The following is a 24,760-nucleotide window of genomic DNA, read 5'->3' on the forward strand; positions in this document are numbered from 1 at the left end:
CCTCTTTCGCCCACGGAGCTGACCATCGACCTCAAGTGTGGACACTGCGCACGGGCGGCCGGGCCGGACGACCGCTTCTGCGGCGGGTGCGGCCAACCGCTCGCGGTCACCTGTGCGCACTGCGGCCATGCCAACAGCACCGAGGCCAACTTCTGCACCGGCTGCGGGCAGCCGTTGCGGGACCACGTCGTCGTCGTGCAGGAGGACCGGCGCCAGGTCAGCGTGCTCTTCATCGACATCGTCGACTTCACCCGCTACGCGGAGCAGGCCGACCCGGAGCAGGCCCGCAGCCTCCAGCAGGGCTATTTCGCGACGGTGCGGCGGATCGTGCACCAGTACGGCGGTGTGGTCGAGAAATACATCGGCGACGCGGTGATGGCGCTGTTCGGCGCGCCGGTGGCCACCGACAACGACGCGTTGCGGTGCGTCCGCGCCGGCCTGGAGCTGCAACGGAGTCTTGCCCGCCAGCCCGCCGGCCCGCAGCCGCCGCTCGGTTTCCGGGTCGGCATCGCGACCGGTGAGGCGCTGGTCGACCTCTCCGCCACCCGCGACGGCGGGCAGGCGTTCGTCACCGGCGACGTGGTCAACACGGCGTCCCGGTTGCAGAGTTTCGCCCCGCCGGGCGGTGTCGTCGTCGACGAGAGCACCTGGTCGGCCACCCGCCACGAGATGGAGTACGACGACCAGCCTCCGGTGACCCTGCGTGGCCGGACCGCCGTGAGCCGGATCTGGTTGGCCGTCCAGGTACGACCGCACCGGGACCCGGCCGGCGCCGAGCTGACCCCGATGGTGGACCGGGAGCACGAGCGTGGCCTGCTGGTCAACGCGCTGCACCGGATGGTGACCGAACGGACCTCCCAGCTGGTGACGGTGTTCGGGCCCGCCGGGGTGGGCAAGAGCCGGCTGCTGCGCGAGCTGGCCCGGCACGCCGACAGCCTGCCCGGTCCGTCGATCACCTGGCTCGTCGGGCAGTGTCCGCCGTTCGGCGAGAACGTCACCTGGGCCGCGTTGTCGGACATCGTGAAGGCGTGGCTGGGTGTGCCGGAGGCGGACGACCCGACCACGCTGCGGGAACGGCTGCGGACCCGGCTGGGGCAGCTCGCCGACCCGCACGCGACCCGACTGGCCGAGGCGCTCGGGCCGCTGATCGGCGTACCCGGTGAACGACTCACCCCGGGCGAGACGGAGGCCGGCTGGCGGCGCTTCCTGCTCTGCGTCGCCGGCGCCGGACCCACGGTGCTGGTCTTCGAGGACATGCACTGGGCCGACCAGGCGATGCTCGCCTTCGTCGAGCAGTTGGGCGCGTCGGCCCGACAGGTTCCGCTGCTGGTCGTCGCGACCGCCCGTCCGGAGCTGCGGGAACGGCATCCGGCGTGGACCGGCACGATCAGCGGCGCGATGTCCATCTCGGTGCCGCCCATGCACGACACCGACATCGACACCCTCTACTCGCTGCTTCTCGGGCAGTCGACGCTGCCCACCAGCGCGCGTACCCCGCTGATCGAGTTCGCCGACGGCAACCCGCTCTACGCACAGGAGTACGCCCGGATGCTGCTCGACGGCGGCCTGCTCGACGCGGTCGGCTCGGCCGTCCACCTCGACCCGGGTGGCGGCGCGGAGATGCCCCGCACGGTGCAGGCCGTCATCGCCAACCGGCTGGACCTGCTCGACCCGGCGGACCGGGCGGTGCTCCAGGCCGCCGCGGTGGTCGGCATGCAGTTCTGGGCCGCCCCGGTGGCCACGGCGCTGGGCCGGCCGGTGGAGTGGGTGGAGCGCGCGCTGGACCGGCTGCAACGTCGCGACCTGGTATACGAGCAGAGCACCTCGACGATGCCCGGCCAGTCCGAGTACCGGTTCCGGCACATCCTGGTGCGGGACGTCTGCTACCAGCGGTTGCCCCGGGCCGAGCGGGTGGTACGCCACCAACGCACCGCCGACTGGATGGCGCAGCTCACCGACGGTCGGCAGCACGACCTGGCGGAGGTGCTGGCCAACCACCGCTGGGCGGCGCACGAGATCGCCCGCACCGTCGGTCTGGACACCGCTCCGTACGCCCCGGAGGCGCGGGCCGCGCTGCACCGTGCGGCCCGCCGGGCGTACGAGCTGCACGCGCTGGACACCGCGGCGGCGCTGGTGGGGCGGGCCCTGGCCCTGGACGTCGGACCGGACCCGGCGCTGGAGTTGTTCGACGCCGAGCTGGCGTTCTACCGCGACGGTGACGCCTTCCTGGTGGCCGGCGGCACGGACACCGTCAGCCGGTTGGCCGACCGGCTCACCGAGAGCGGCGACCGGACCGGCGCGGCGCGCGCCTGGACGCTGCTCGCGACCGCCGCGTGGAGTCGCGCCGACCGATCGGCGACCCTGCGCTGCCTGGACCAGGCGATCGGCATCTACAGCGAGCTGCCGGACAGCCAGGAGAAGGCGGGGGCGCTGCTGGAGCTGGCCCGGGTGCACATGCTGAACGCGGAGACCGATCCGGCGTGCGCCGCCGCCCGGGCTGCGGAGTCCCTCGCCGAGCGGCTCCAGCTACGGGAGGTCCAGGCCAACGCCCAGATCACCCTCGCCGTGGCGCGGTACCTGGCCGGGTCGGCCTCGGCGTACGCGGAGCTGGCCGAGGTCACCGAGCACTGCCGGGTGGAGCGGCTGACCAGCCGACGGCGGGCGGTGCAGAACCTGGCCTGGGCGTTGCAGGAGGAGGGTGACCTGGCCGGCTCGGCCCAGTTGGTCGACGAACAGCTCACCCTCGACCCGGGCGGCGAGCACAGCCTCGCCACCAGCTTCGCCGACCAGTGGGCCCGGGCGTACTACGCCGGTGACTGGACGGCCGCGCAGGCGATGGCGGCGGAGTCGACCCGGCGGCCCACCGCGGAGTGGGATCTGCACATCGTGGCGGTCTCCGGCTGGATGCGCGGGCTGGCCGGCGAGCGGGACGGGTCGGCGGACGCGGACGAGGCGGGCCCGGATCTGGTCGAGCGGGCGCTGGTCGCGGCGCGCCGCAGCGGGTTCCACCGGGTGCTGCGCTCCACCCTGGCGCACGCCGCCCTCTGCCGCGCGGTGCAGGGCCGCCGGGACGATGCGATGGCGCTGCTGACCGAGTTGGACGAGGACTGGCGGCGGACCCGGATGATTCCGTTCGCGGAGTGGGTGCCGGCCGTCGGGCACGTCGCCGGGGTGCTCGGCACGGACGCGGCCCGGCTGGTCCGGGAGATGCTCGACCGGGCGCCCCGGATGACCCCGTGGGCGCGCGCCGCCCGCCAGGTCGCCGACGCGACGCTGGCGCGGCACGCCGGGGACCTGCCGACCGCCACGGACCTGCTGGGCTCGGCGGCGGCGAGCTACGCCCGGATGGCCGACGTGACCGACGAGATCATCACGACGGCGCTGGCGATCGGCCCGTTGGGCGAGACCGACCCGCCGGCCGCCTCGGTGGCCCGCGCCCGGCTGCACGAGTTCGCCACCCGCCACCACGCCCCCACCCTGCTCCACCTGGCCTGACCACTGCCCGGGTCGACCCGGGCAGTGGTCAGGCGGCCAGCGGCGTCGCGGCGGGCTGCTTGAGCTTCTGGGCGTAGATGTCGACGTACTCCCGACCGGAGAGTTCCATCAACTCGTACATGATCTCGTCGGTGACCGCGCGCTCGACGAACCGGTCGCCGGCCAGGCCGGCGTAGCGGGAGAAGTCCAGGGGCGCCCCGAAGCGGATCCGGACCCGGTCGATCCTGGGGATGATCTTGCCCGGCGGCTGGATCTCGTCGGCGTTGAGCATCGCCACCGGCACCACCACCGCGCCGCTCTCCAGGGCGAGCCGGGCCACCCCGGTCTTGCCCCGGTAGAGCCGCCCGTCCGGGGAGCGGGTGCCCTCCGGGTAGATGCCGGCCACTCCCCCGGCGCGCAGCACCCGCAACTGGGTGTCCAGCGCGGCGCGGGCGGCCTGACCGCCGGAGCGGTCCACCGGGATGGTGCCGGTGCCGACGAAGAACATCTTCGTCAACCAGCCCTTGAGGCCCTTGCCGGTGAAGTACTCGGCCTTCGCCACGAAGGTGACCTTCCGGGGGATGATCAGCGGCGTGAAGATCGAGTCGGAGAAGGATAGGTGGTTGCTGGCCAGGATCACCGGACCGGTCGCCGGCACGTGGCGCAGGCCCTCCACCTGCGGACGGAAGATCAGCTTGAGTAGCGGACCGAGGAGGACGTACTTCAGCAGCCAGTAGAGCACCGGCATCCCTTCCGTGGGGGGCAACGACAGCGCGGGGCTGAGACATCGAACCATGCGACGATCGTCGAGATCGCACGTGTCGCGCAAGAACGGACAAAGGAGGCCCGCCACGACCTGCGGCGGCGGCCGTGACTTTGGAAGACGCGACACAACGCACTCCCGGAACCATGCCCTGACGTGTCACGATTCAGAGCACGGCGTACCGACCAGACGCCGGGGCAGGGTGCGCCGCGCCGGAAGGCGCGTTAAGGGGGATGTCCGGGTGTCAGCGGGTGGAGCCCGCCGGGGACGGCGGGACAACGGGCTCGACGCGAACGAGTACGCCGTCGTCGGCGACGTCGATCCGCGCGTCGGTGAGCACCTGCTCGACGTGCTGGCCGCCGGTGGGATCGCCGCCTACCTGCAACCCTCCGCCGACCTCAACCCGGTCACCCGCACCACGACAGTGCCGGCCCGACCGGTCGACCGGCTCTACGTCGACCGCTCGCACCTGAGCACCGCCCGCGACTACCTGACCCAGCTCGCCGACGAGTCCACCCCGGAGCAGTCGCCGGCCCGCGACGAGCCGGACATCGACGCCGAGTGGGCGCGGATCGTCGCCGGATTCCACACCACCTCCGCCGGTGAGCACCCGTGGCCCGCGGCCGAGGACGTCGACGAGCGCGACACCCGGGACGAACCGACCGCCGGTCCGATGGCCCGTTCCGCGGGCGACGAGCCGAGCCCGACCGCCACCGACGTGCGCCGGCTGCCGTCCGCGACAGACATCTCCGGCATCTCCGTCGGGCGTGGCACCCGGCCGGACGAGCCCTCGCTCCTGGACGGGCTGGACACCTTCGGCGCCGACCTGCCCGACGAGGACGACGACGAGACCTACCACCCGCCTCCGCCGCCGCCGCTGCCCCGGGTCAGCAAGTACGCGGTGATCGGCGTGCTCGGTGTGGTCGTCGGGTTCGTGCTCTTCCTCTTCCCCTGGCTGCTCCCGGTGGATCGTTCCGCGGTCACCCTGTTCGGCTTCACCGGCATCCTGGCCGGCTTCGTCACGTTGATCTGGCGGCTGCGCCCCGGCGACGAGGACGAGGACGACCCGGACAACGGCGCCGTGGTCTGAGCACCGGCCCGCATCCCGGGACGGCAGCGCCCTGCCGGTGGCGTAACAGTGGTGTAACTTACTGTCAGTAGGAATACCGCTGTACGTCACTTCCCCCGCTGACTGACCGGTTTTCCTTTATCGCGGCGGTCAGTCCTCTGCCGATCGGAATGCCCGAGATGCGACAGAGTTCCCTCGTTGTGGTGGCCAACCGCCTCCCCATCGACGACAGTCAGGCGCCCGACGGGGCCTGCGAGTGGCGCCGCAGCCCCGGTGGGCTGGTCAGCGCGCTGCACCCGCTCCTGCGGCACACCCCGGCGACCTGGGTCGGCTGGGCCGGCGGCACCGGAGCGGCCCCCTCCCTACCCGACGTGGACGGCGTCCGGATGCACACCGTCCCGCTCAGCCCCGAAGACCTGCGCGACCACTACGAGGGGTTCGCCAACGCGACCCTCTGGCCGCTCTACCACGACGCGGTGGAGCAGCCGCAGCACCACCGCCGGTGGTGGGAGGCGTACCAGCGGGTCAACCAGCGCTTCGCCGAGGCGACGGCCGAGGTGGCCGAGCCGGGTGGGATGGTCTGGGTGCAGGATTACCACCTGCAACTGGTCCCCGGTCAGCTCCGCGCGCTCCGGCCGGACCTGCGCATCGGCTTCTTCCTGCACGTGCCGTTCCCGCCACCGGAACTCTTCATGCAACTGCCCCGCCGGGCCGAGTTGCTGCGCGGCATGCTCGGCGCCGACCTGGTCGGCTTCCAACGCGTCCAGGCGGCGCACAACTTCGCCCAGTTGGTGACCCGGGTGCTGGATCTGCCCGCCACCGACCGGCGGATCGGCATCGACGACCGGGTCGTCCGCATCGGCGCGTTCCCGGTCTCCATCGACACCGCCGAGATGGCCGCGCTCGCCGCCCGCCCGGACGTGGCCGCCCGCGCCCGCCGGCTCCGTCTGGACCTGGGCGACCCCCGACAGGTCATCCTCAGCGTGGACCGGATGGACTACACCAAGGGCATCGAGCAGCGCCTCAAGGCGTACAGCGAGCTGCTCGCCGCCGGCGACGTCAAGGTCCGTGACACGGTGCTGGTGCAGGTCGCCATGCCGAGCCGGGAGCGCGTCGGCCAGTACCAGATCCTGCGGGAGCGGATCGAACGCGAGGTGGGCCGGATCAACGGCGAGTTCGGCCGGGTCGGCGAGCCGGCGATCCACTACCTCACCCAGCCCTTCGACCGGGCCGAGCTGGCCGCGCTCTACCGGGTCGCCGACGTGATGGCGGTGACCCCGCTGCGCGACGGGATGAACCTGGTCGCCAAGGAGTACGTGGCCGCCCGGGTCGATGACACCGGCGCGCTGCTGCTCAGCGAGTTCGCCGGCACCGCGGCCGAGCTGTCCCAGGCGTACCTGGTCAACCCGCACGACCTGGAGGGGCTCAAGCAGGGCCTGCGCGCGGCGTTGCGGGCCAGCCCGGCCGACACCACCGAGCGGATGCGGGCCATGCGGGCGTACCTGCACCAGCACGACATCCGGGCCTGGGCCCGCTCCTACCTGCGGGCGCTCGACGAGGGTGGCGTGCTGGTCAGTCGCCTGACCAGCACCGACGGCGGTCCGGACGGCGCCGTCCGGGTGCCCCGGCCCAGCACCGCGCCCAGCGGCCCCGCCGTTCACCAGGCCCGCGGCTGACCGCCGCGGGCCGGCCGTTCAGCGCGCCGCGGGCTCCTTCTCCAGCCAGTCGAGGATCGCGTCGATCGGCTCCGCCCACCGCGCGTCGAGCATCAGGTCGTGACCCATCTCGGGGAAGAGCAGCGGCGCCGAGCCGTACCGGCGGGCCACCCGGGTCAACGTCGACGCCGGCACCACCCGGTCGTCCGGGCTGCCCAGCACCAGCACCGGCGGCGCGCCCACGGCCGGCTCGGCCTCCCGCGCGCCCAGCAGGGCCCACTGCGCCCGCCGGCCCGCCCGCCCGAGCCGCCCGACGTACCGGCGGGCGTCCTCCTCCGGCAGCTCCGGGCTGAACAACTGCCCCCGGTTGAGCCGCAGCGGGCCCCCGAACACCGCCGGCAGCGTGCCGGAAGGATTGCGGCGCAGCGCCGCGCCCAGCAGCCCCCAACCGCCGAAGACCGGCGCCACCAGCACCGCGCCCCGCGCCGGGTAGCGGGCCAGGGCGTGCGACACCACCAGGGCCCCGGCGCCGTGCCCCACCAGCACCGCCTGTCGCGGCAGGCTCGCCGCCACCTGGACCACATCATGGGCGTACGCCCGCAGCGTCGCCTCCGGCGCCGGCTCACTGCCACCGTGCCCGCGCAGGCTCACCGCGTACGCCGGAAAGCCCCGCGCCGCCGTGTGCCCCAGCCAGTGCTCGGCGAACGCCCACGCGCCGTGCCCGAACCCGGGTACGAAGAGCAACGGCGGACGCCCCTGCTCCACGTCGGGAACCGCGCTGAGCACCTCCCGCCGGGCCGGTCGGACCGGACGGGACCACTCCCGGCCCCGCATGATCCGCAGGTCGCTCCCGGCGCTCATTTACCCTCCAGCTCCACGAGGGCGCGCTCGACGGCGCGCAGGTAGTCGGCGTGACCGACCTCGAACCAGTGCCGGCTGCTCTCCTTGACCTGCCCGGAGTACCGTTCGCCGGCCCGGTCGCGGACCCGCTGCGCGAACGCCGCGGCACGCTCCGGCCGGTCCCGGCGGGCCCGCAGCAGGCGGGCGAAGAGCACCATCTGCCAGTGCGACAGCGTGAACAGCCCGGAGTCCGGCTGCACCAGACCGGCGACCGCCAGCGTCGGATGCCCGGGGGTGAACGCGTTGAGCCACAGCGTGGGTCGACCCGCACCCGCGCTGTCGCCGAAGACCGACGCGTCGAGGAACTCGAAGCGCGGCAGGTAGCCGGTGGCGAAGACGACCACCTCGGGATCGATCTCGCGCCCGTCGGCCAGCTCCACGGCGTACGGGTGGAACCGGGCGAGGTCCGGCACCGGGCCGATGGCGCCGTGCCCCACGTAGTAGACGAGCTGACTGTTCGCGATGGGGTGCGTCTCGTACACCCGGTGGTCGGGTTTGGGCAGCCCGAAGCGGGTCAGGTCACCGACCGTCAGCCGCAGCGTCCAGTGGTAGAGCCACTGCCGCACGCGCAGCGGCACCCGCAGCGCCAGCAGGGTGTCGTTGACCTGGTCGGCGGGACGGCCGAGCACGTACTTCGGGGCGTACCAGTACCCGCGGCGGGTGGAGTGCCAGCAGCGGGACGCCTGCTGGGCGGCCTCGACGGCGATGTCGCAGCCGGTGTTGCCGGCGCCGACCACCAGCACCCGCTTGCCGCGTAGCTGCGCCGGGTCCTTGTAGGACGAGGCGTGCATGATCTCGCCCCGGAACTGCTCCAGGCCCTCGTAGCGGGGCAGCTTCGGCGACCAGTTGTGCCCGTTGGCGATCACCACGGCGGCGTACCGGGAGGTCCGCTCGGGGCCGTACCCGCCGGTGGAGCGGGTGGTGACGTCCCAGCGTTCGCCCTCGGCGGGCTCGACCCGGATCACCTCGGTGCCGAACCAGATGTGCGAGCGCAGGTCGAAGTGGTCGGCGTAGCGCTCGAAGTAGGACAGCAACTGGCTGTGGTGCGGGTAGTCCGGCCAGGAGTCCGGCATCGGGAAGTCCGGGAACTGGGTGAACGGCTTCGAGGAGATGAGGTGGGTGCTGGCGTACACGGGGCTGCGGTCGTGCCGCCAGTTCCAGGCGCCGCCGACGCCGGTCTCCCGTTCGTAGCAGTCCACGCCGAACCCGTGCTCGCGCAGGTTCTTGATGGCCGTCAGGCCGCTGGCCCCGGCCCCGATGACGCAGACGGTGTCGCCCCGGTCGGAGACCGGGCGGCCGCCGCCCGACGCGGGCGGGGCCGCCTCCGGGTCGGGCCGGCCGTGGTCGGTGGAGGTGGACACCGGAAACTCTCCTTTTGTACGGCACGGGTGCCGGTCGCCGCGAAATCCTCTCCACAACGGAGCCGGATGTCCAGCCCCGACGCGGGACACGTCGGCGCCGGGCCGGGATCGGGTCAGTCGGCGGTGGGCAGGAGCAGGTCGACGAGGACCGGGAAGTGGTCGCTGGCCCGGCGGGTCTGCGGGGTGTCCACCACGTCGTAGTCGACGACGGTGATCCGCGGGTCGACGAAGAGCGCGTCGATACGCCGGCGCGGGTCGGCGCAGGAGTAGGTGAGCCGCTCCGCCCGGTCGGCCGCCACGGCGGCGTCGGTCAGCCCGCGCGCCACCGTCGCCCAGGCCGGCCCGTCCGGCCCCTCGTTCAGGTCCGCCCCGGCGACCACCGGGCTGGTCGCCGCGTCCAGCTCCCGCTTGAGCTCGGCGGCCTGCGCCGGACGTTCGGCCGGGTCGGTGGACAGGTGCGAGCCGGCGAGGGTGAACCGGGCGTCGCCGACCCGGCAGTCGGCGTACGCCGCGCCGCGCAGGTGCCGGCCGGGGGTCAGCGGGAAGCGCTGGCAGCGGGTGGCGCGGACCTGGACCCGCAGGCTGGTCAGCAGCAGGTTGCCCAGCGCGGGCAGCCCACCCGCGGCCACCACCAGCCCGAACGACTCGGCCAGCGTGGCGGACTTCTGCCGCCACCGGAACCGGCGCGGCCCCTCCTGCACGATCACCACGTCCGGTCGCGCGGCCCGGACCACCGCCGCCAACGCGGCGGTGTCGTCGCGCTGGCTGTGGATGTTGTACGACACCACACGCAGCGGCACGCCCACGCCGGCCGCCTCAGATCCGACGGGCCAGGTCGGCGGCGCCGATGACACCGGCCCTGTTGCCCAGCTCGGCAGGGAGCACCTCGGCGACCGGCAGGCGACCACGCTGGGCGAGCGCGTCGGCGTACGACCGGCGGGTCGGACCGAGCAGCAGGTCACCGGCGTCGATCACGCCGCCGCCGACCACCAGCGCCTGCGGGTCGAGGATCTGCGCCATGTCGGCGAGGCTGGTGCCCAGCCAGCGACCGATCTGGGCGAACGCCTCGGCGGACACCGGGTCGCCGCCCTGCGCGGCGGCGGTCACCATCGGCCCGGTGATCGCCTCGGCCTCACCGCCGGCCAGGTCCAGCAGCGCGGCGGCACGGTGCGGCTCCTGGCGGGCGCCGGCCCGGGCGAAGCGCACCAGGGCGCTGCCGCTGGCGTACTGCTCGATGCAACCGAGCCGGCCGCAACCGCACTGGTGCCCGTCGGGCACGGCGAGCATGTGCCCCAGCTCGGCGGCGATGCCGTGCGCGCCGCGCATCAGGTCGCCGCCGAGGACGATGCCGCCACCGACGCCGGTGCCGATGGTGAACATGATCATCGAGTCGTCGGCGGCGCGGGCCGCGCCGTGGCGGAACTCGGCCCAGGCGGCGACGTTCCCGTCGTTCTCCACGATCACGGGCAGGCCGACGGCCTTGCTCACGTACTCGCGCAGCGGCTCGTCGCGCCAGGCGAGGTTCGGGGCGAAGAGCACCGTCGAGCGGCCGGCGTCGATCCACCCGGCCGCGCCGATGCCGACGGCCTCGATCGTCCGCCCGGCGGCCAGCTCGGCGACCAGCTCGATGATGACGTCACGGGTCTTGGCGACGTCATCGGCGGGAGTGTCCCGTCGGGCCTGCGCCAGGACCGTGCCGGTGTCGTCCACGACACCGCCGGCCACCTTGGTGCCACCGACGTCGACTCCGATGGTCAGCGTCACCGCTGCCGCCTCCCTCTGCTGTGCTGTCCGACCCGCGTCCCGGCCCGCTGCCGGTCCGGGTCGGAATGTCCCGCGCTCAGGCGCCGTCGCCCGATGCCTCCGCGCCGGTGTGCTCGGGCACCCGCGAGGCGGGCACCACGGGACGGGTGGTCGGTGCCGGTGCGGTCGCCGGCCCGGCCTCGTCGACGGGCGGTGCGGCGACCGGGGCGAGTGGGTCCGCCGTCCGGGTGGCGACCGACCAGACATCCCGCTCCGGCGCCGGTTGGGAATCATGCCCGGTGCGGGTGGCATCGCGCCACACGTGGTCGTCGCCGGCGGCCCCGGCGGGGTCGTCACCGGCGGGGCCGTCGGACGCGTCGTCGCCGGTGGGGGCGGGCGCGGGCGAGGGCGGGGAGGACGCCGTGGCGCCCGGCTCGGTGGGGCGCGCCGCGGGCTGCTCGGCCGGGGCGAACGCCCGCAGCAGGCTCGCGACGCCCGCGGCGAGGTCACCGGCGCCGGTGGCGAGGCGTTCGGCGAACTCCGGACTCGGGTCCCGCAACGCGGCGATCCCCCGACAGACCGGGCAGACGCAGCATTCCGCCGAACCGGTGGCGAAGCCGGCAGGGGCCGAGCGCCCGTCCGGGCCGGTGCTGTGACCGAGGACACCGGACAGCATCCCGCCCAACGGGCCGAACGCCCCGCCCGGCGAGCCGGCGGCGGCCAGGCGTGCCCCCGCGAGCAGGGTGGCGACCAGCCGCTCCGCCTCTTCCCGGGCCGAACCCGGATCCGTTGCGCCCATTCGTCGGCTCCTCTACCGTGCCACCGGACCGGTCACTGCGCCGCACCGGGTGCTTCTACCCGGCGCTTGAGCTGCTTCAACGCGGTGTCCATGATCATCTTCTCGGCCTTGCGCCGAAACATCCCGAGCATCCCGACCGACAGGTCGACCTCCAGCGTGTAGGTCACCGTCGTGCCGCCGTCCGGATTGCCCACCAGGTCGTACGAGCCGCGCTGGGACTTCTGCATCTTCGAGGGAGCGACCAGGTGCCACTCGATCCGGGACAGGTCCTCGGCGTACTCGTAGGCAAGCACGTACTCGTCGGCCATCACCCCGGCGTCGATGGTGAAACGCACCTGGCTGGCGTAGCCGTCCTCGTACTCCTCGACCACCTCGGCGCGACGCACCGCGTCGGTCCACTCCGGGTAGCTCGCGAAATCGCAGATGACCGCCGCGACCCGGTCCGGTGCGGCGCCGATGATGATCGACTGGGTGGAGGAGTCCGCCATGGGGGGAGGCTACCCGGCGGGCACCGCCGGTACGCCGCGCCGCCCCCGCGCGTGACCAGCGGCGGCACCTCGGACATCGCCAGGCGTTGACAGGGTGCTCCTGGTCACCGGGTAGGTTTCGACACAGCCGACGCCCACCGTCGGCCGCCCGGCCCAGGCAGTGCGAGCACGAAGGAGTGCAGGTGCGCGAGTTCTCCGTCCCGCCGATCGTCACCGTTGGCGATGCGGCCAACCTCACCGATCCGGTCTGGGACAACGCCGAGATCGCGCCCGACACGGTCCAGTTCGCGCGTCCCGTCCCGGGCGCCGACGGCTCGATCACCGCCTGGACCGACGTGACCTGCCTCCAGTTCCGCGACGAGGTCGCCGCCGTCGCCCGTGGGCTGATCGCCGCCGGCATCGAGCCGGGGGTCCGGGTCGGTCTGATGAGCCGCACCCGCTACGAGTGGACGCTGCTGGACTACGCCATCTGGGCGGCCGGCGCGGTCACCGTGCCCATCTACGAGACGTCCAGCGCCGAGCAGGCCGCCTGGATCCTGGAGGACTCCAACGCGGTGGCCGTCGTGGTGGAGACCGAGGCGCACGCCGACCTGGTCGCCGGCGTCCGGCACCGGCTGCCCGAGCTCTCCCACGTCTGGCAGATCGACCGGGGCGGGGTCGACGAGCTGGTCACGGCGGGCGCCGCCGTCGACCCGGCCGAGGTCGAGCGACGGCGTCGGGCGGTCCAGGCCGGCGACCTGGCGACGATCATCTACACCAGTGGCACCACCGGCCGACCCAAGGGCTGCGTGCTCACCCACCGCAACATGTACGCCGACATCGCGAACGCGGTGCCGGTGCTGCCGAACCTGTTCAACGCCGGCGCGACCACCCTGCTGTTCCTTCCGCTGGCGCACGCCTTCGCCCGGCTCATCCAGATCGGCGTCGTGCAGGCCCGGGCCACCATGGCGCACTGCGCCGACACCAAGAACCTGGTCGCCGAGTTGCAGACGTTCCGGCCGACCTTCGTGCTCTCCGTACCCCGGGTGTTCGAGAAGGTCTACAACGCCGCCAAGCAGAAGGCCGAGGCGGACGGCAAGGGCGGCGTCTTCGCCCGCGCGGAGCAGGTCGCCATCGCGTACAGCGAGGCGCTGGACTCCCCGGGCGGGCCCGGACTGGCGCTGCGGGCCCAGCACGTGGTCTTCGACCGGTTGGTCTACCGCAAGCTGCGCGCCGCGCTCGGCGGCCGGTGCCGGGACGCGATCTCCGGCGGCGCGCCGCTCGGCGCCCGGCTCGGCCACTTCTTCCGGGGCATCGGCGTGACGGTCCTGGAGGGCTACGGCCTGACCGAGACCTCCCCCGCCGCCGCGGTGAACCTGCCCGGCGGGACCCGGATCGGCAGCGTCGGCCGCCCGCTGCCCGGCGTGACCGTCCGGATCGAGGACGACGGGGAGATCCTGATCTCCGGTGAGCTGGTCTTCCAGGGCTACTGGCGCAACGAGGCGGCGACCGCCGAGGCGGTCGGCGCCGACGGGTGGTTCCGCACCGGCGACCTGGGGCAGCTCGACGCGGACGGCTACCTGAGCATCACCGGTCGCAAGAAGGAGCTGATCGTCACCGCCGGCGGCAAGAACGTCGCCCCGGCGGTGCTGGAGGACCTGGTCCGGGCGCACCCGCTGGTCAGCCAGTGCGTGGTGGTCGGTGACCGCGCGCCGTTCATCGCGGCGCTGGTCACCGTCGACGAGGAGGCGTTTCCGGCCTGGCTGGAGAAGGCCGGGATGCCCGCCGACACCACCGTCGAGCAGCTCCGCGAGCACGAGGGCCTGCGCACGGAGATCCAGGCCGCGATCGACACCGCCAACCAGGCCGTGTCCAAGGCCGAGGCGATCAAGGTGTTCCGGGTCCTGCCCCGTGACTTCACCGAGGCGACCGGTGAGCTGACCCCGTCGCTCAAGGTCAAGCGGCAGGTTGTCCAGAAGACGTACGCGGCGGAGATCGCCGACATCTACCGGGGCTGACTACCATCCGTCACGTGCCCGCATCCACAGCCACCGCACCGCACCCGCATCCCCTCGCCGCGGCAGCCCGCCTGGTGATGCTGGCGCTGGTCGCCATCCTGACCCTGTTCGCCACCCGGGACGTCGCCCAGCTGTCGTGGATCGCGCTGCTGGGGGTGGCCGGGCTGCCGTCGCTGCTGGCCCCCCAGCACCGGCTGGTCGGCCCGCTGAGCCGGGTGGCCGAGGTGGTGGTGCTGGGTCTGGCCGCGAGCCACCTCGCCGCCGTCGCGTCCATCGGCGGCACCGTCGACGGCCTGGGCGCGTCGGCGGTGCTGCCCTACCTGGCGGTGCCGGTGACCGTCACCGCGCTGCGTCGCCGTTTCGCCGAGGGCGCCGCCCTGCTCGCCGTCACCGCTGTCACCCTGCTGGTCAGCGGCGCGCTGACCACCGTCGGGGGCGAGCCGCAGCTCGGCCAGCCGGGCTACCTCGCGGTCTGCGCCCAGTGGCTGATCCTGGCGGCCCTCGGGCTCTACGCCGCCGGCACCCTGCACCGGGTCATGGCGGTGCGCGGTGAGGGCAAACCCCAGCCGTACGCCGAGGCCACCCGCCTGCTGACCCAGCTGCGCACGGTGGCCCGGCAGTTGCCCGGGGCCACCCTCGACCCGGGCGGCATCTCCGAACACCTGTTGGAGGAGTTGCGCACCGTGGCCCGGGCCGACCGGGGCGCGGTGCTGTCGGCCAGCGGCGGAGGTCGGCTGGTGGTGCTCGCCCAGGCCGGCGTCGACCGGGTGGACTGGGAGACGACGCTGGACGCGGACTCGGCGATCGCCGACGCGTGGGCCAGCCAGCAGGCCACCACCTCCGCCCGGTCGCAGTCGCGCTCCCACCGTGGCGGGGAGGTGTCCGCGCTGATCGTCCCGCTGGTCGCCGGGGTGCGTACGGTGGGGCTCGTGGTGCTGGAGGCCGATGCCGCGCACGCGTACCCGCCGCCCGTGGTGTCCCGGGTGACCGCGCTGACCCGTCCGGCCGCGCTGCGGCTGGAGGCGGCGCTGCTCTTCGACGAGGTGCGCTCGCTGGCCACCAACGAGGAGCGGCAGCGGTTGGCCCGGGAGATCCACGACGGGGTGGCGCAGGAGCTGGTGATGGTCGGCTACGGCATCGACAACGCCATGGCAACCGTCTTCGACGACGCCGACGAGACCGCCGAGGCCCTGCGTACGCTGCGCGCCGAGGTGACCCGGGTGATCCAGGAGCTACGGCTGAGCCTCTTCGAGCTGCGCAGCGAGGTGGACCGGCAGGGTGGGCTGGCCGCGGCGATCGCCGAGTACGCACGCACCGTGGGCGCGTCCGGTGGGCTGCGGGTGCACCTCTCCCTCGACGAGTCCACCGCCCGGCTGCCGGCCGCCACCGAGGCCGAGTTGCTGCGCATCGCCCAGGAGGCGGTGACCAACGCCCGCAAGCACGCCGGCGCCTCGAATCTGTGGGTCACGTGTGAGGTCGACCCCCCGTACGCGCAAATAGAAGTGTCGGATGACGGTCAGGGGATGGCTGACCAGCGCCCCGACGGGCGGTACGGTCTTGCGATCATGGCCGAGAGGGCGGAACGTATCCGGGGCCGGTTGGAGATCAGGCCGCGACAGCCCAGCGGCACGACCGTGGCGGTGGTTCTCGGCACCTCGTCCCGGCGCGATACCGTGCGCGGCAGCTCAGCACCAGAAGGGGAGTAACCCGAGGATGACCACAAGCCCGATACCGGCCACCCGCACCAAGGTCCTCCTTGTCGACGATCATGACCTGATTCGCAAGGGCCTGCGGCACGCCTTCGAGCGCGATCGCCAGTTCGAGGTCGTCGGCGAGGCGGCCACCGCGGCGGAGGGCGTACGCCAGGCCGGCGCCCTGCAGCCGGACGTGGTGATCATGGATCTGCGGCTGCCCGACGGCAGCGGCCTGGAGGCCACCCGCGCGCTGCGCAAGTCGAGCGCGTCGATGGGCATCGTGGTGCTGACCATGTACGCCGGCGACGACCAGCTCTTCGGCGCGCTGGAGGCCGGCGCGAGCGCCTTCGTGCCGAAGACCGCGCCGGCCGACGAGGTGGTGGCCGCCGCGCGGCACGCCGCCTCCTCCCCCAGCGCGTTCACCGCCGCCGACCTGGCCGAGGCGATGAAGCGGCGGCTCGCCCCGTCCGGCCCGCAGTTGTCGCCCCGGGAGGGCCAGGTGCTGCGGCTGCTCGCCGACGGCATGAGCGTGGCGGGCATCGCCAAGCAGCTGTTCGTCAGCGAGTCCACGGCGAAGACGCACATCTCGAAGCTCTACGAGAAGCTCGGCGCGGCCAACCGGGCCCAGGCCCTGATGACCGCGCTCCGGCTCGGCCTGCTCGAGGCACCGGACGCGCCGAAGTTCTGACCTGCCCCCACTCGTCGGGCAGGATTTCGCTACCGACGGTCCGCGCCGGCTTCCGCCGGCACGGACCGTCGCGCATCGACCGACGTCGGCGGGCAACCTCGGGCGCGCTATGGTCTGGCGTGCGTGGCGGGTGCACAATACCCGCGCGGGCGACGGCGCCCGCGTCGCGGACTCAAGGGGTGAACGCATGCAGCGGCCGGACTGGGCACCCGAGACGATCGACATCGAGCGCCCGAGCGTCGCGCGGATGTACGACTACTACCTCGGCGGCTCGCACAACTTCGCCGCCGACCGCGCCGCCGCGCAGGCGATGGTCGCGGCGGTGCCCGAGGCGCCGCTGATGGCCCAGGCCAACCGGGCGTTCCTGCGGCGGGCCGTGCACCACCTCGCCGGGGCCGGCATCCGGCAGTTCCTGGACATCGGCTCGGGCATCCCGACGGTCGGCAACGTGCACGAGATCGCCCAGCGGCTCGACCCACGGTCGCGAGTGGTCTATGTGGACGTCGACCCGGTCGCGGTGGCCCACAGCCGGGAGATCCTGGCCGACAACGAGCAGGCGGTGGTGGTGCAGGAGGACCTGCGCCGGCCGGAGGCGATCCTGGGCCACCCGGACGTGCGCAAGCTGCTCGACTTCAGCCAACCGATCGCCGTGATGGTCGTGGCCGTGCTGCACTTCGTCTCCGACGACGACCAGCCGGCGCGACTGCTGCGGACGCTGCGCGACGCCCTGGCCCCCGGCAGCTACCTGGTGCTGTCGCAGGCCAGCGACGACGGGCGCAGCAGGGACGAGCGCGCCGAGGCGGAACGGGTGTACCAACGCACCGACAGTCCGCTGTGGATTCGCAGCCGCACAGAGCTGACCGCGCTCTTCGACGGGTTCGAGCTGCTCGAACCGGGCGTGGTCTGGGTGCCCGAGTGGCGACCGGACACTCCGGAGAGCGCGGAGGACGCCGAGCGCGCGGTCTTCATGGGCGGCGTGGGGCGCCTCGGTGGCTGAGCTGCCCGCGCAGGCGACCCCCTGCCCGGGTACGTTCGCCCGGGCCTGGGCGAAGGCGGTGTCCGGCACCAGCTACCTACCGATGACCCAGGCCCAGTTGGAAGCCCTGCTGGACCGCCTCACCGGGGAGTTGGCCGGCGCGCTGCGCACCGAACCGTTCGACCTGCGCGCCGGGCACCGGGTGGGCGCCGAGTTGGTCGCCGCGCACATCGCCTCCGCGGAGGGTCTGGGTCGTACCGTCGAGGTCATCCAGCTCCGGTTGATCCGCGACCTGGGGTTGGTGGCCGAGGAGGTCGAGGACCGGATGGCCCGGCTGCTGGCGGCGGTGGCCACCGGCTACGCCCGCGCGCTGCGGGACCGGACGCTCGACGAGCAGGAGTCGATCCGCCGCGCCGCGATGCGGGCCCGCACGCAGGCCGAGCGGGCGTTGCGGGCCAGCGAGGCCCGGTTTCGTCACCAGGCCACCCATGACCCGCTCACCGGCCTGCCCAACCGGACGCTGTTCACCGAGCGGCTCGCCGCCGCGCTCAACGAGCCGGGTCGGGGCGCGCAACGCGTCGGCGTGTGCTTCCTGGACCTGGACCGCTTCAAGGTCGTCAACGACACCCTCGGGCACCAGATCGGTGACCTGCTGCTGGCGACGGTGGCCGAACGGTTGCGCAAGGCCATGGGCGAGCACCTGGTGGCCCGCCTCGGCGGCGACGAGTTCGTCATCCTGGTGGAGCGCACCGGCGGCACCGACGACATGGTCACCGTCGCCGAGACCGCGCTGGCCGCGGTCGGGGCGCCGGCGCTCGTCGACGGGCACGAGCTACAGATCTCGGCGAGCATCGGGATCGTCGAGCGCCAGGTGGCCGGCGCCAACCCGACCGACCTGATGCGGGCCGCCGACAGCACACTGCACTGGGCGAAGTCCGCCGGTGGGGCGCGGTGGGCGCTCTACGACGCCGAGCGCAACCAGCGGGAACTGGCCCGCTACGCCCTCTCCGCGGCCATCCCGGCCGCGTTGGACCGGGGCGAGTTCTACCTCGACTACCAGCCACTGACGTCGCTGCGCGACGGCAGCATCGTCGGCGTGGAGGCGCTGGTCCGTTGGCGTCACCCGGAGCTGGGGGTGCTGCGACCGGACAGCTTCATCGGGCTGGCCGAGGAGACCGGCCTGATCGTCCAGTTGGGCGGGTGGGTGCTGGCCGAGGCGTGCCGCGAGGCGGAGGCGTGGTCGACCGGGGCCGCCGCCGCGCCGTTCGTCAGCGTCAACCTGGCGGTCCGCCAGGTACGCCGGCCCGGACTCGTGCAGGAGGTCCGCGCGCTCCTCCGGCAGACCGGCCTACCGCCGGAACGACTCCAACTGGAGATCACCGAGAGCACGATGATGAGCACCGCCGAGGAGCCGGTTCGCGCCCTACGGGTGCTGGCCGACCTCGGGGTACGCATCGCCATCGACGATTTCGGCACCGGCTACAGCAACCTGGCGTACCTGCGCGACCTGCCCGTGACCGAGCTGAAGGTGGCCGGCGAGTTCGTGGCCGGCCTGCGCTCACCGTCGGTGGGCCGCACCGACGAACGCATCCTGGCCTCGCTGGTCTCGCTCGCGCACGCGCTGGACCTGACGGTGACCGCCGAGGGGGTGGAGACCGCCGGGCAGGCCGAGCGGCTCCGCGCGATCGGCTGCGACGCCGCGCAGGGCTGGCACTTCGGCCGGCCGGCCCCGGCCGACCGCATCCTCGCCCGCATCCGCTGAGCCGCGCCGCGCGCGCCTTCCCCCGCGCGCCGCGCGCGCAGGCCCGCAGCCTCATGCCGGGCGCGGGTTCACGGAAACCGGGCCATCCCGCTCGACGGAAGCCCTAATTCCAGGTAAATCCGCCACCGCCAAACCGCAGCCGGGCCGAGTAGACACCGTCTACGCCGGGTGGTAGACAGTGTCTATGAGCGCCGAGGAGAGGGGTCTGCGGGCCCGACTGGTGGCCGCCGGAGTGGACCTGGTGCTGCGCGAAGGCCAGTCGGCGGTGTCGCTGCGGGAGATCGCCCGCCGGGCCGGCGTCTCACACGGCGCGCCACGGCGCTACTTCCCCACCCACGTCGACCTGCTCTCCGCCATCGCCCGGGAGGGCTTCACCGACCTCACCGCCCGCGTCGAGGCCACCCTGCGCGATGTCGGGCCTGATCCCCGTACCCGACTGACCGCCCTGGCCCGGACGTACCTGGACTTCGCGGCGGCCCACCGCGGCATGTTCGAGCTGATGTTCCGACACGACCTGCTGAACAGCGGCCGGTTGCGGCTGCGCGAGACCAGCCTGCCGCTCTTCGCCGTCCTGACCGACCTGGTGGCGCAGGCGCGCCGGCCGACGGCCGCGCCCGCGCCGGTGGTCGCCGGGGCGCTCTGGGCCAACGTGCACGGCATCGCCCAGCTCTGGGCCTGGGGCAGCCTGCCGCTGGCGACCGGGGCCACCGACGACGACGCCCTGCTGCGCGCCACGCTCGACGCCCACCTCGGCCCGACACCCGGCTGAGACCCCGAGCCTCGGAGGACACGTGCCACTGCTCTACGACCTCACCAAGCTGACCGTCGGCGGCGCGCTGCGGTGGGGCTGGCGGCCCCGCGTGGAGGGCCTGGAACACCTGCCCCGACAGGGCGGCGCGATCCTCGCCGGCAACCACCTGTCGGTGGCCGACGAGATGTTCCTCGCCAGCGTGACGCCCCGGCACGTCACCTTCTGGGCGAAGGTCGAATATTTCACCGGACGTGGTCCGGGCGGCTGGCTCAGCCGGCGGATCGTCGCCGGCATGGGCGCCATCCCGGTCGACCGGGCCGGCGGCCGGGCCGCGGTGCGTGCTCTCGACGCCGCCATCCCGGTGCTGCGCGCCGGCGGCCTGGTGGCCATCTATCCCGAGGGCACCCGCTCCCCCGACGGGCGGCTCTACCGGGGTCGGACCGGGATGACCCGGCTGGCCCGCGACGCCGGTGTGCCGATCGTCCCGGTCGGCGTGCTCGGCACCGCCGAGGTGCTGCCGGTCGGCGCGCGGCTGCCCCGCCGACACCCTGTCACGCTGCGGTTCGGGCCGCCGATCCCGGTCGCCGACCGGATCACCGGGCCCCGGGACATCCGGACGGTCACCGACGAGGTGATGGCCGCGATCCAGAAACTCACCGACCAGGAGTACGTGCCGCACCACGCCCCGCCCCGGGGCAGCTGAACGGGGGCGCGGCTCAGCCCGCGAGGAGCCTCGCCATCCGCTCCGCCTGCGCCTCCCAGCGCCACTCCCGCTCGACCCACGCCCGGCCCGCCGCGCCCAGTTGACGGGCCAGGTCACGGTCGGTGAGCAGCCGGGCGACCCGGTCGGTCAACTGGGCGATGTCCCGCCCGCGCACGACGTACCCGGTCTCGCCCTCGCGGACCGCGTCCGGCGCGCCCCCGGAGTCACCGGCCACCACCGGCAGACCGGCCGCTGACGCCTCCAGATAGACGATGCCCAGCCCTTCGACGTCCAGGCCACGGTTGCGGGTGCGGCACGGCATCGCGTAGACGTCACCGGCCGCGTAGTGCGCCGGCAACTCGCCCGCCGGCACCGAGCCGGTGAACACCACGTCCCGTTCCACGCCGGACTGTCGGGCCAGCTTCTCCAGGCTCGCCCGGTACGGCCCGCCGCCGACGATCAGCAACGCCGCGTCGGGCACCCGGCGGCGAATCTCCGGCAGGGCCCGGATCAGCAGGTCCTGACCCTTGCGCGGCACCAGCCGGGACACACAGACCACCACCGGCCGGTCGGTCAGCCCGAGCCGGGCCCGGACCTGTTCGCCGTCCACGTCCGGGTGGTAGGTGTCCACGTCGACACCCGGCGCGAGCTGGCGCAACTCGGTCACCCCGTCCAGCACGCGGGCCAGCCGGCTGCGGGTGTACTCGCCGAGGTAGGTGGTGACGTCCACGCCCCGACCGATGCGCCGCAGCAACGGTCGGGCGGCCGGCACCGCGGCCCACCCGATCTCGTGCCCGTGGGTCTGCGCCACGACACGGCGGATGCCGGCCCGCCGGCGTAGACCGGCGGCCAGCAGCCCCAGCGGGGCCGCCGCGCCGAACCACACGGTGTCGCAGTCGTACGCCCGCGCCAGGCGGGCCGCCCTGCGGGCGATCAGCGGGGTGGGCAACAGCACCCGGGTCCGTTCCCGGACCACCTCGAACGGCTGGTCGGCGTCGAACTTCGCGGCCCCGTGCCAGCTCGACGCGTAGACGATCACCGAGCCGGCGGGTTGACGCAGCGCCAGGTTGTGGACGAAGGACTGGATGCCACCCGGACGGGGCGGGAAGTCGTTGGTGATCAGCAGGGTGCGGGTCATCGGCCGGCCTCCCGGGCGTACGCGCGGGCGGCGGCCATCCGCTCCACTGTGGATGGGTGCGTGGCCGAGTAGAGGTATTCCCAGCGGGGCGGGTCGGGGTCGCCGAGATTGACCGAGCCGAGTCGACGCTGCATCGACTCGAACGACGCGGGGTCGCCGGTGAGCGCGAGCGCGTGCGCGTCGGCCCGCGCCTCCACCCGCCGCGACATCAGCGCCTGCACCGGCGTGGCCACCAGGCCGGCCACCGCGACCAGGGCCACCAGCAGCGGGAACGCGCGCGGTTGGGCCACCGAGTCGACACCCGCCAACCGCAGCAGCGGCCCCCACGAGCCGAGCAGGTAGAGCGCCACCACGGCGGCTGCGGCGCCCAGCGCCCCGGTCAGCGTGCCGACCGCGACGTCGGAATCCTTCGCGTGCCCCAACTCGTGCGCCACCACGGCGGTCACCTCGGCGGGTGTCGCCTCCCGCAGCAGCGTGTCGTAGACCACCACCCGCCGCGTCGGCCCGAGCCCGGAGACGTACGCGTTGACCGCCCTGGTGCGCCGCGACGCGTCGGCGACCAGCACGTCGCGCACCGGCACACCGTCACGGGCGGCCATGCTCATCAGCTCGGTGCGCAGCGGACCCTGCTCCATCGGGGTGAACCTGTTGAACACCGGCTCCACCAGCACCGGCAGGACGAACGACAGCAGCACCACCAGCAGCGCGGCGCCGGCCGCACCCAACGCCCACCACCAGCGCGGCGCGAGCCGGATGACCGCGTAGAAGCCGAGCAGCGCCACCGCGCCGATCACCGCGCTGACCGCGTACGACTTGAGCAGGTCGACCGCCCAACCGCTCCAGCCGTTCGTGCTCAGCCCGTAGCGGGTGAGCACGCTCTGCCGCCAGGCGGCGAACGGAAGCGTCACCAGGTCGGCGACGAGCACCACGGCCAGCCCGCCGAGCACCGCCTGCGCGGCCCAGTGCCCGCCGAAGGGCCGGCCCACCAGCTCGACCAGGCGACCGCCCAGCGGGGTCAGCCCGAGCGCCAGGGCGATCAGCAGCCCGACGGCGAGCGCGGCGTAGCCGCCGGGACGCAGCGCGGCGCGGAACTCCCGGCCCCTGGCCACCTGCTCGGCCGGCAGGTCACGCAGCGCGGCGAGCTGGTCGGCCCGCGGCGCCGGCGGTCGGTGCCACGGGATGAGCAGCACGGCCACCAGGACCAGCGCGACGGTCAGCCCGGCCAGAGCCACCAGCGCCCAGCCGCGCGGAGTCACCGCGTCACCAGCCGGCCGGCCGGCTCGCCGCCACCGAACCCAGCGCCACCGGCGAGCCCGCCGCCATCCCGCCGCACCTCGCACATCGCGCCGCTCCTCCCGCCGTGACCGCTCATCCTATGGCCCGCGAGGAGCCCGCTTCCGGGCGCGGTGTGACGCTCAGGCGACCCGGCGGGTGGAACGGCGGCGGGCGACCTCCGGGCGTGCGGGCGCGGCCAGCACCTCCACGTCGAAGCCGGCCCGCGCGAACACCTCGATGGCCTCGACCTCGGCGGCGACCAGCCCGGCCGCCGGGGACGTCTCGTCGAACAGGGCGGTCAGCGGGCATCCGGAACAGCCGTCGGCCCGTTTCGCGCACCCGTCGCAGTCGATGAGCATCACGCCTCCTGATCGGCTCGCGGCGCTCGGCCGATGCCCGGTCGTCGCCGACCGAGCACCGTCGGTCACATCGACGCTAACCACCGGGTACGACAGAAACCCGTCCGACCGGGCGTTCGAGGGCTAGATCCACTCCGATTCCATGAAATCGGGCCAACCCGTCCGACCGGACACCCCGCCTCCAAGAAACCCGTGAGGATCTCGCCGACCGCCGGCCGCGCGCACCCCGGACGCCGGGCACCCGGCATCCCGGACGCGGGCGGTCAGGTCTGCGCGTCCAGGTCACGCAGTGCGAAGCGGAGGTGCTGCCACTCCTCGCCCAGGATCACCTGGAGGCAGTGCAGGACGGTCACCTCGTGGTCGGGCCACCAGGCGCTCGGCCGACGCTCGGCCAGCAGGTCCGGCGTGACGGTCGCGAGGAAGTCGCGCACCATGGCCTGCCGCTCGGCGCGAGCCTGGAGGACCTCCTCGAAGGTTGGCTGCTCCGTGGTGAAGACCGACATATCGAAGCCGTCGGTCTCGTACTCGACGTGCGACTGACCGAGCCTGTGGAACGGCTGCGGCAGGCGCAAGATCGCCTTGCCCAACCAGACGTCGGCCGCGAACACGAGGTGACGCACAGTCTGCGCGAACGACCACTCACCGTCGACCGACACGTCGACAGCGCCCTCGGGCATGGTTAGCACCCGGTCGACCGCCCCCGCCCAGGCCCGCTCGGCCGCCGCCCACGCCGCCCGGAGATCGTCGGGTTCGCTGGCGTGCCGGAGGGCCCGGCCGGGGAACCTCCGGTCGAGCTCGGCCTCGACAAGTGGCACCACGTCGACGCCGTTGACCAGGAACGTGCCCTCTGCCAGCCACGGCGCGTCGATGTCCAGAGCATCCACATCGACGCCGCGCATCACCGCACCGGCAAGCGTCGACCTGTTGAACCGGGCACCCCGCAGATCCCGATCGACGAAGTCCTTGACGTCGTCCTGTGCCATGGCGACCCCCTCCCGTCGGCGACAGCGGCAACGCTAGACCTCGCATACGACAGAGGTGCCGACCGACCGCTTGAGCGAGATCGACTCCGGTTCAATGAAGACGGGCCATCCCAAGCGGCCGGACACCCCAACTTCACGGAACTCGTGTCGATCACGGCGCTGGCGGCGGGCCGAAGCTGCCC

General features: G+C 73.6%; 21 protein-coding genes. 10 read left to right on the plus strand and 11 right to left on the minus strand.

Annotation, left to right across the window (positions count from 1 at the left end; genetic code table 11):
* Positions 1–24 precede the first annotated feature (24 nt).
* A complete protein-coding gene (locus O7634_RS01160) occupies positions 25–3,495 on the plus strand; it encodes an adenylate/guanylate cyclase domain-containing protein (protein WP_278153824.1) in 3,471 nt (1,156 codons plus the stop codon).
* A 28-nt stretch (positions 3,496–3,523) separates the two neighbouring features.
* Here O7634_RS01160 and O7634_RS01165 read toward each other — a convergent pair whose 3' ends face one another.
* Positions 3,524–4,216 carry a lysophospholipid acyltransferase family protein gene (locus O7634_RS01165; RefSeq protein ID WP_278153825.1) on the minus strand — a complete coding sequence of 231 codons (693 nt, stop codon included), beginning with the start codon at positions 4,214–4,216 and terminating at the stop codon, positions 3,524–3,526.
* Positions 4,217–4,478: 262 nt separating this feature from the next.
* Between O7634_RS01165 and O7634_RS01170 the strand changes: the two genes are divergently transcribed.
* Positions 4,479–5,327: a DUF308 domain-containing protein gene (locus O7634_RS01170; RefSeq protein ID WP_278148321.1), complete on the plus strand. Its 849-nt coding sequence runs from the start codon at positions 4,479–4,481 to the stop codon at positions 5,325–5,327.
* A 158-nt stretch (positions 5,328–5,485) separates the two neighbouring features.
* On the plus strand, positions 5,486–6,982 hold the full coding sequence (locus O7634_RS01175) for a trehalose-6-phosphate synthase (RefSeq protein WP_278148322.1): 1,497 nt from the start codon (positions 5,486–5,488) through the stop codon (positions 6,980–6,982).
* Between the two features lie 18 nt (positions 6,983–7,000).
* Here O7634_RS01175 and O7634_RS01180 read toward each other — a convergent pair whose 3' ends face one another.
* The 6 genes from O7634_RS01180 to O7634_RS01205 all read right to left on the minus strand — a co-directional run bounded on the left by O7634_RS01180 (position 7,001) and on the right by O7634_RS01205 (position 12,252).
* Positions 7,001–7,822, minus strand: a complete 822-nt coding sequence (locus O7634_RS01180; protein WP_278148323.1) for an alpha/beta fold hydrolase — start codon at positions 7,820–7,822, stop codon at positions 7,001–7,003.
* Positions 7,819–9,222: an NAD(P)-binding domain-containing protein gene (locus O7634_RS01185; RefSeq protein ID WP_278148324.1), complete on the minus strand. Its 1,404-nt coding sequence runs from the start codon at positions 9,220–9,222 to the stop codon at positions 7,819–7,821. Before O7634_RS01185 ends, O7634_RS01180 begins: the two co-directional genes overlap by 4 nt.
* A gap of 113 nt (positions 9,223–9,335) precedes the next feature.
* A complete protein-coding gene (locus tag O7634_RS01190) occupies positions 9,336–10,022 on the minus strand; it encodes an endonuclease/exonuclease/phosphatase family protein (RefSeq protein ID WP_278153826.1) in 687 nt (228 codons plus the stop codon).
* A 16-nt stretch (positions 10,023–10,038) separates the two neighbouring features.
* A complete protein-coding gene (locus tag O7634_RS01195) occupies positions 10,039–10,986 on the minus strand; it encodes an ROK family glucokinase (protein WP_278148325.1) in 948 nt (315 codons plus the stop codon).
* Between the two features lie 76 nt (positions 10,987–11,062).
* On the minus strand, positions 11,063–11,764 hold the full coding sequence (locus O7634_RS01200; RefSeq protein WP_278148326.1) for a hypothetical protein: 702 nt from the start codon (positions 11,762–11,764) through the stop codon (positions 11,063–11,065).
* Positions 11,765–11,796: 32 nt separating this feature from the next.
* Positions 11,797–12,252 (minus strand): SRPBCC family protein, encoded by a 456-nt coding sequence (locus tag O7634_RS01205; RefSeq protein ID WP_278148327.1) that lies wholly within the window; start codon positions 12,250–12,252, stop codon positions 11,797–11,799.
* Positions 12,253–12,434: 182 nt separating this feature from the next.
* On the opposite strand from O7634_RS01205, the gene O7634_RS01210 reads away from it, so the two are divergent.
* The 7 genes from O7634_RS01210 (at position 12,435) to O7634_RS01240 (ending at position 20,823) form a co-directional block, all read left to right on the plus strand.
* A complete protein-coding gene (locus tag O7634_RS01210; RefSeq protein ID WP_278148328.1) occupies positions 12,435–14,249 on the plus strand; it encodes a long-chain fatty acid--CoA ligase in 1,815 nt (604 codons plus the stop codon).
* A gap of 14 nt (positions 14,250–14,263) precedes the next feature.
* A complete protein-coding gene (locus tag O7634_RS01215; RefSeq protein WP_278148329.1) occupies positions 14,264–15,955 on the plus strand; it encodes a GAF domain-containing sensor histidine kinase in 1,692 nt (563 codons plus the stop codon).
* 7 nt (positions 15,956–15,962) lie between these two features.
* Entirely contained in the window at positions 15,963–16,631 is a 669-nt protein-coding gene (locus O7634_RS01220) for a response regulator transcription factor (protein WP_030337723.1), read from the plus strand.
* A 187-nt stretch (positions 16,632–16,818) separates the two neighbouring features.
* Complete coding sequence (locus O7634_RS01225) at positions 16,819–17,628, plus strand: SAM-dependent methyltransferase (RefSeq protein ID WP_278148330.1); 810 nt, start codon at positions 16,819–16,821, stop codon at positions 17,626–17,628.
* 82 nt (positions 17,629–17,710) lie between these two features.
* Positions 17,711–19,369: a bifunctional diguanylate cyclase/phosphodiesterase gene (locus O7634_RS01230; RefSeq protein WP_278153827.1), complete on the plus strand. Its 1,659-nt coding sequence runs from the start codon at positions 17,711–17,713 to the stop codon at positions 19,367–19,369.
* 184 nt (positions 19,370–19,553) lie between these two features.
* The gene (locus O7634_RS01235) at positions 19,554–20,138 is read left to right on the plus strand and encodes a TetR/AcrR family transcriptional regulator (protein WP_278148331.1); all 585 of its coding nucleotides are present in this window, start codon (positions 19,554–19,556) and stop codon (positions 20,136–20,138) included.
* A 22-nt stretch (positions 20,139–20,160) separates the two neighbouring features.
* The gene (locus tag O7634_RS01240; RefSeq protein WP_278148332.1) at positions 20,161–20,823 is read left to right on the plus strand and encodes a lysophospholipid acyltransferase family protein; all 663 of its coding nucleotides are present in this window, start codon (positions 20,161–20,163) and stop codon (positions 20,821–20,823) included.
* Between the two features lie 13 nt (positions 20,824–20,836).
* Here the strand turns inward: O7634_RS01240 and O7634_RS01245 are convergent, their stop codons facing one another.
* The 4 genes from O7634_RS01245 to O7634_RS01260 all read right to left on the minus strand — a co-directional run bounded on the left by O7634_RS01245 (position 20,837) and on the right by O7634_RS01260 (position 24,578).
* Positions 20,837–21,961 (minus strand): glycosyltransferase family 4 protein, encoded by a 1,125-nt coding sequence (locus O7634_RS01245; protein ID WP_278148333.1) that lies wholly within the window; start codon positions 21,959–21,961, stop codon positions 20,837–20,839.
* On the minus strand, positions 21,958–23,217 hold the full coding sequence (locus O7634_RS01250) for a M48 family metallopeptidase (RefSeq protein WP_278148334.1): 1,260 nt from the start codon (positions 23,215–23,217) through the stop codon (positions 21,958–21,960). The genes O7634_RS01245 and O7634_RS01250 overlap by 4 nt, the downstream gene beginning before the upstream one ends.
* A 159-nt stretch (positions 23,218–23,376) precedes the next feature.
* Entirely contained in the window at positions 23,377–23,595 is a 219-nt protein-coding gene (locus O7634_RS01255) for a hypothetical protein (RefSeq protein ID WP_278148335.1), read from the minus strand.
* 263 nt (positions 23,596–23,858) lie between these two features.
* On the minus strand, positions 23,859–24,578 hold the full coding sequence (locus tag O7634_RS01260) for a DinB family protein (protein WP_278148336.1): 720 nt from the start codon (positions 24,576–24,578) through the stop codon (positions 23,859–23,861).
* Positions 24,579–24,760 lie beyond the last annotated feature (182 nt).

Origin of the sequence: Micromonospora sp. WMMD1120 (assembly GCF_029626235.1) — a bacterium.
Lineage (GTDB): Bacteria > Actinomycetota > Actinomycetes > Mycobacteriales > Micromonosporaceae > Micromonospora.

Coding starts and splice junctions, on each gene's coding strand:
- O7634_RS01175 (WP_278148322.1), top strand. CDS start 5,486: ATGCGACAGAGTTCCCTCGTTGTGGTGGCCAACCGCCTCCCCATCGAC.
- O7634_RS01180 (WP_278148323.1), bottom strand. CDS start 7,822: ATGAGCGCCGGGAGCGACCTGCGGATCATGCGGGGCCGGGAGTGGTCC.
- O7634_RS01200 (WP_278148326.1), bottom strand. CDS start 11,764: ATGGGCGCAACGGATCCGGGTTCGGCCCGGGAAGAGGCGGAGCGGCTG.
- O7634_RS01205 (WP_278148327.1), bottom strand. CDS start 12,252: ATGGCGGACTCCTCCACCCAGTCGATCATCATCGGCGCCGCACCGGAC.
- O7634_RS01220 (WP_030337723.1), top strand. CDS start 15,963: ATGACCACAAGCCCGATACCGGCCACCCGCACCAAGGTCCTCCTTGTC.
- O7634_RS01225 (WP_278148330.1), top strand. CDS start 16,819: ATGCAGCGGCCGGACTGGGCACCCGAGACGATCGACATCGAGCGCCCG.
- O7634_RS01230 (WP_278153827.1), top strand. CDS start 17,711: ATGACCCAGGCCCAGTTGGAAGCCCTGCTGGACCGCCTCACCGGGGAG.
- O7634_RS01235 (WP_278148331.1), top strand. CDS start 19,554: ATGAGCGCCGAGGAGAGGGGTCTGCGGGCCCGACTGGTGGCCGCCGGA.
- O7634_RS01245 (WP_278148333.1), bottom strand. CDS start 21,961: ATGACCCGCACCCTGCTGATCACCAACGACTTCCCGCCCCGTCCGGGT.
- O7634_RS01255 (WP_278148335.1), bottom strand. CDS start 23,595: ATGCTCATCGACTGCGACGGGTGCGCGAAACGGGCCGACGGCTGTTCC.
- O7634_RS01260 (WP_278148336.1), bottom strand. CDS start 24,578: ATGGCACAGGACGACGTCAAGGACTTCGTCGATCGGGATCTGCGGGGT.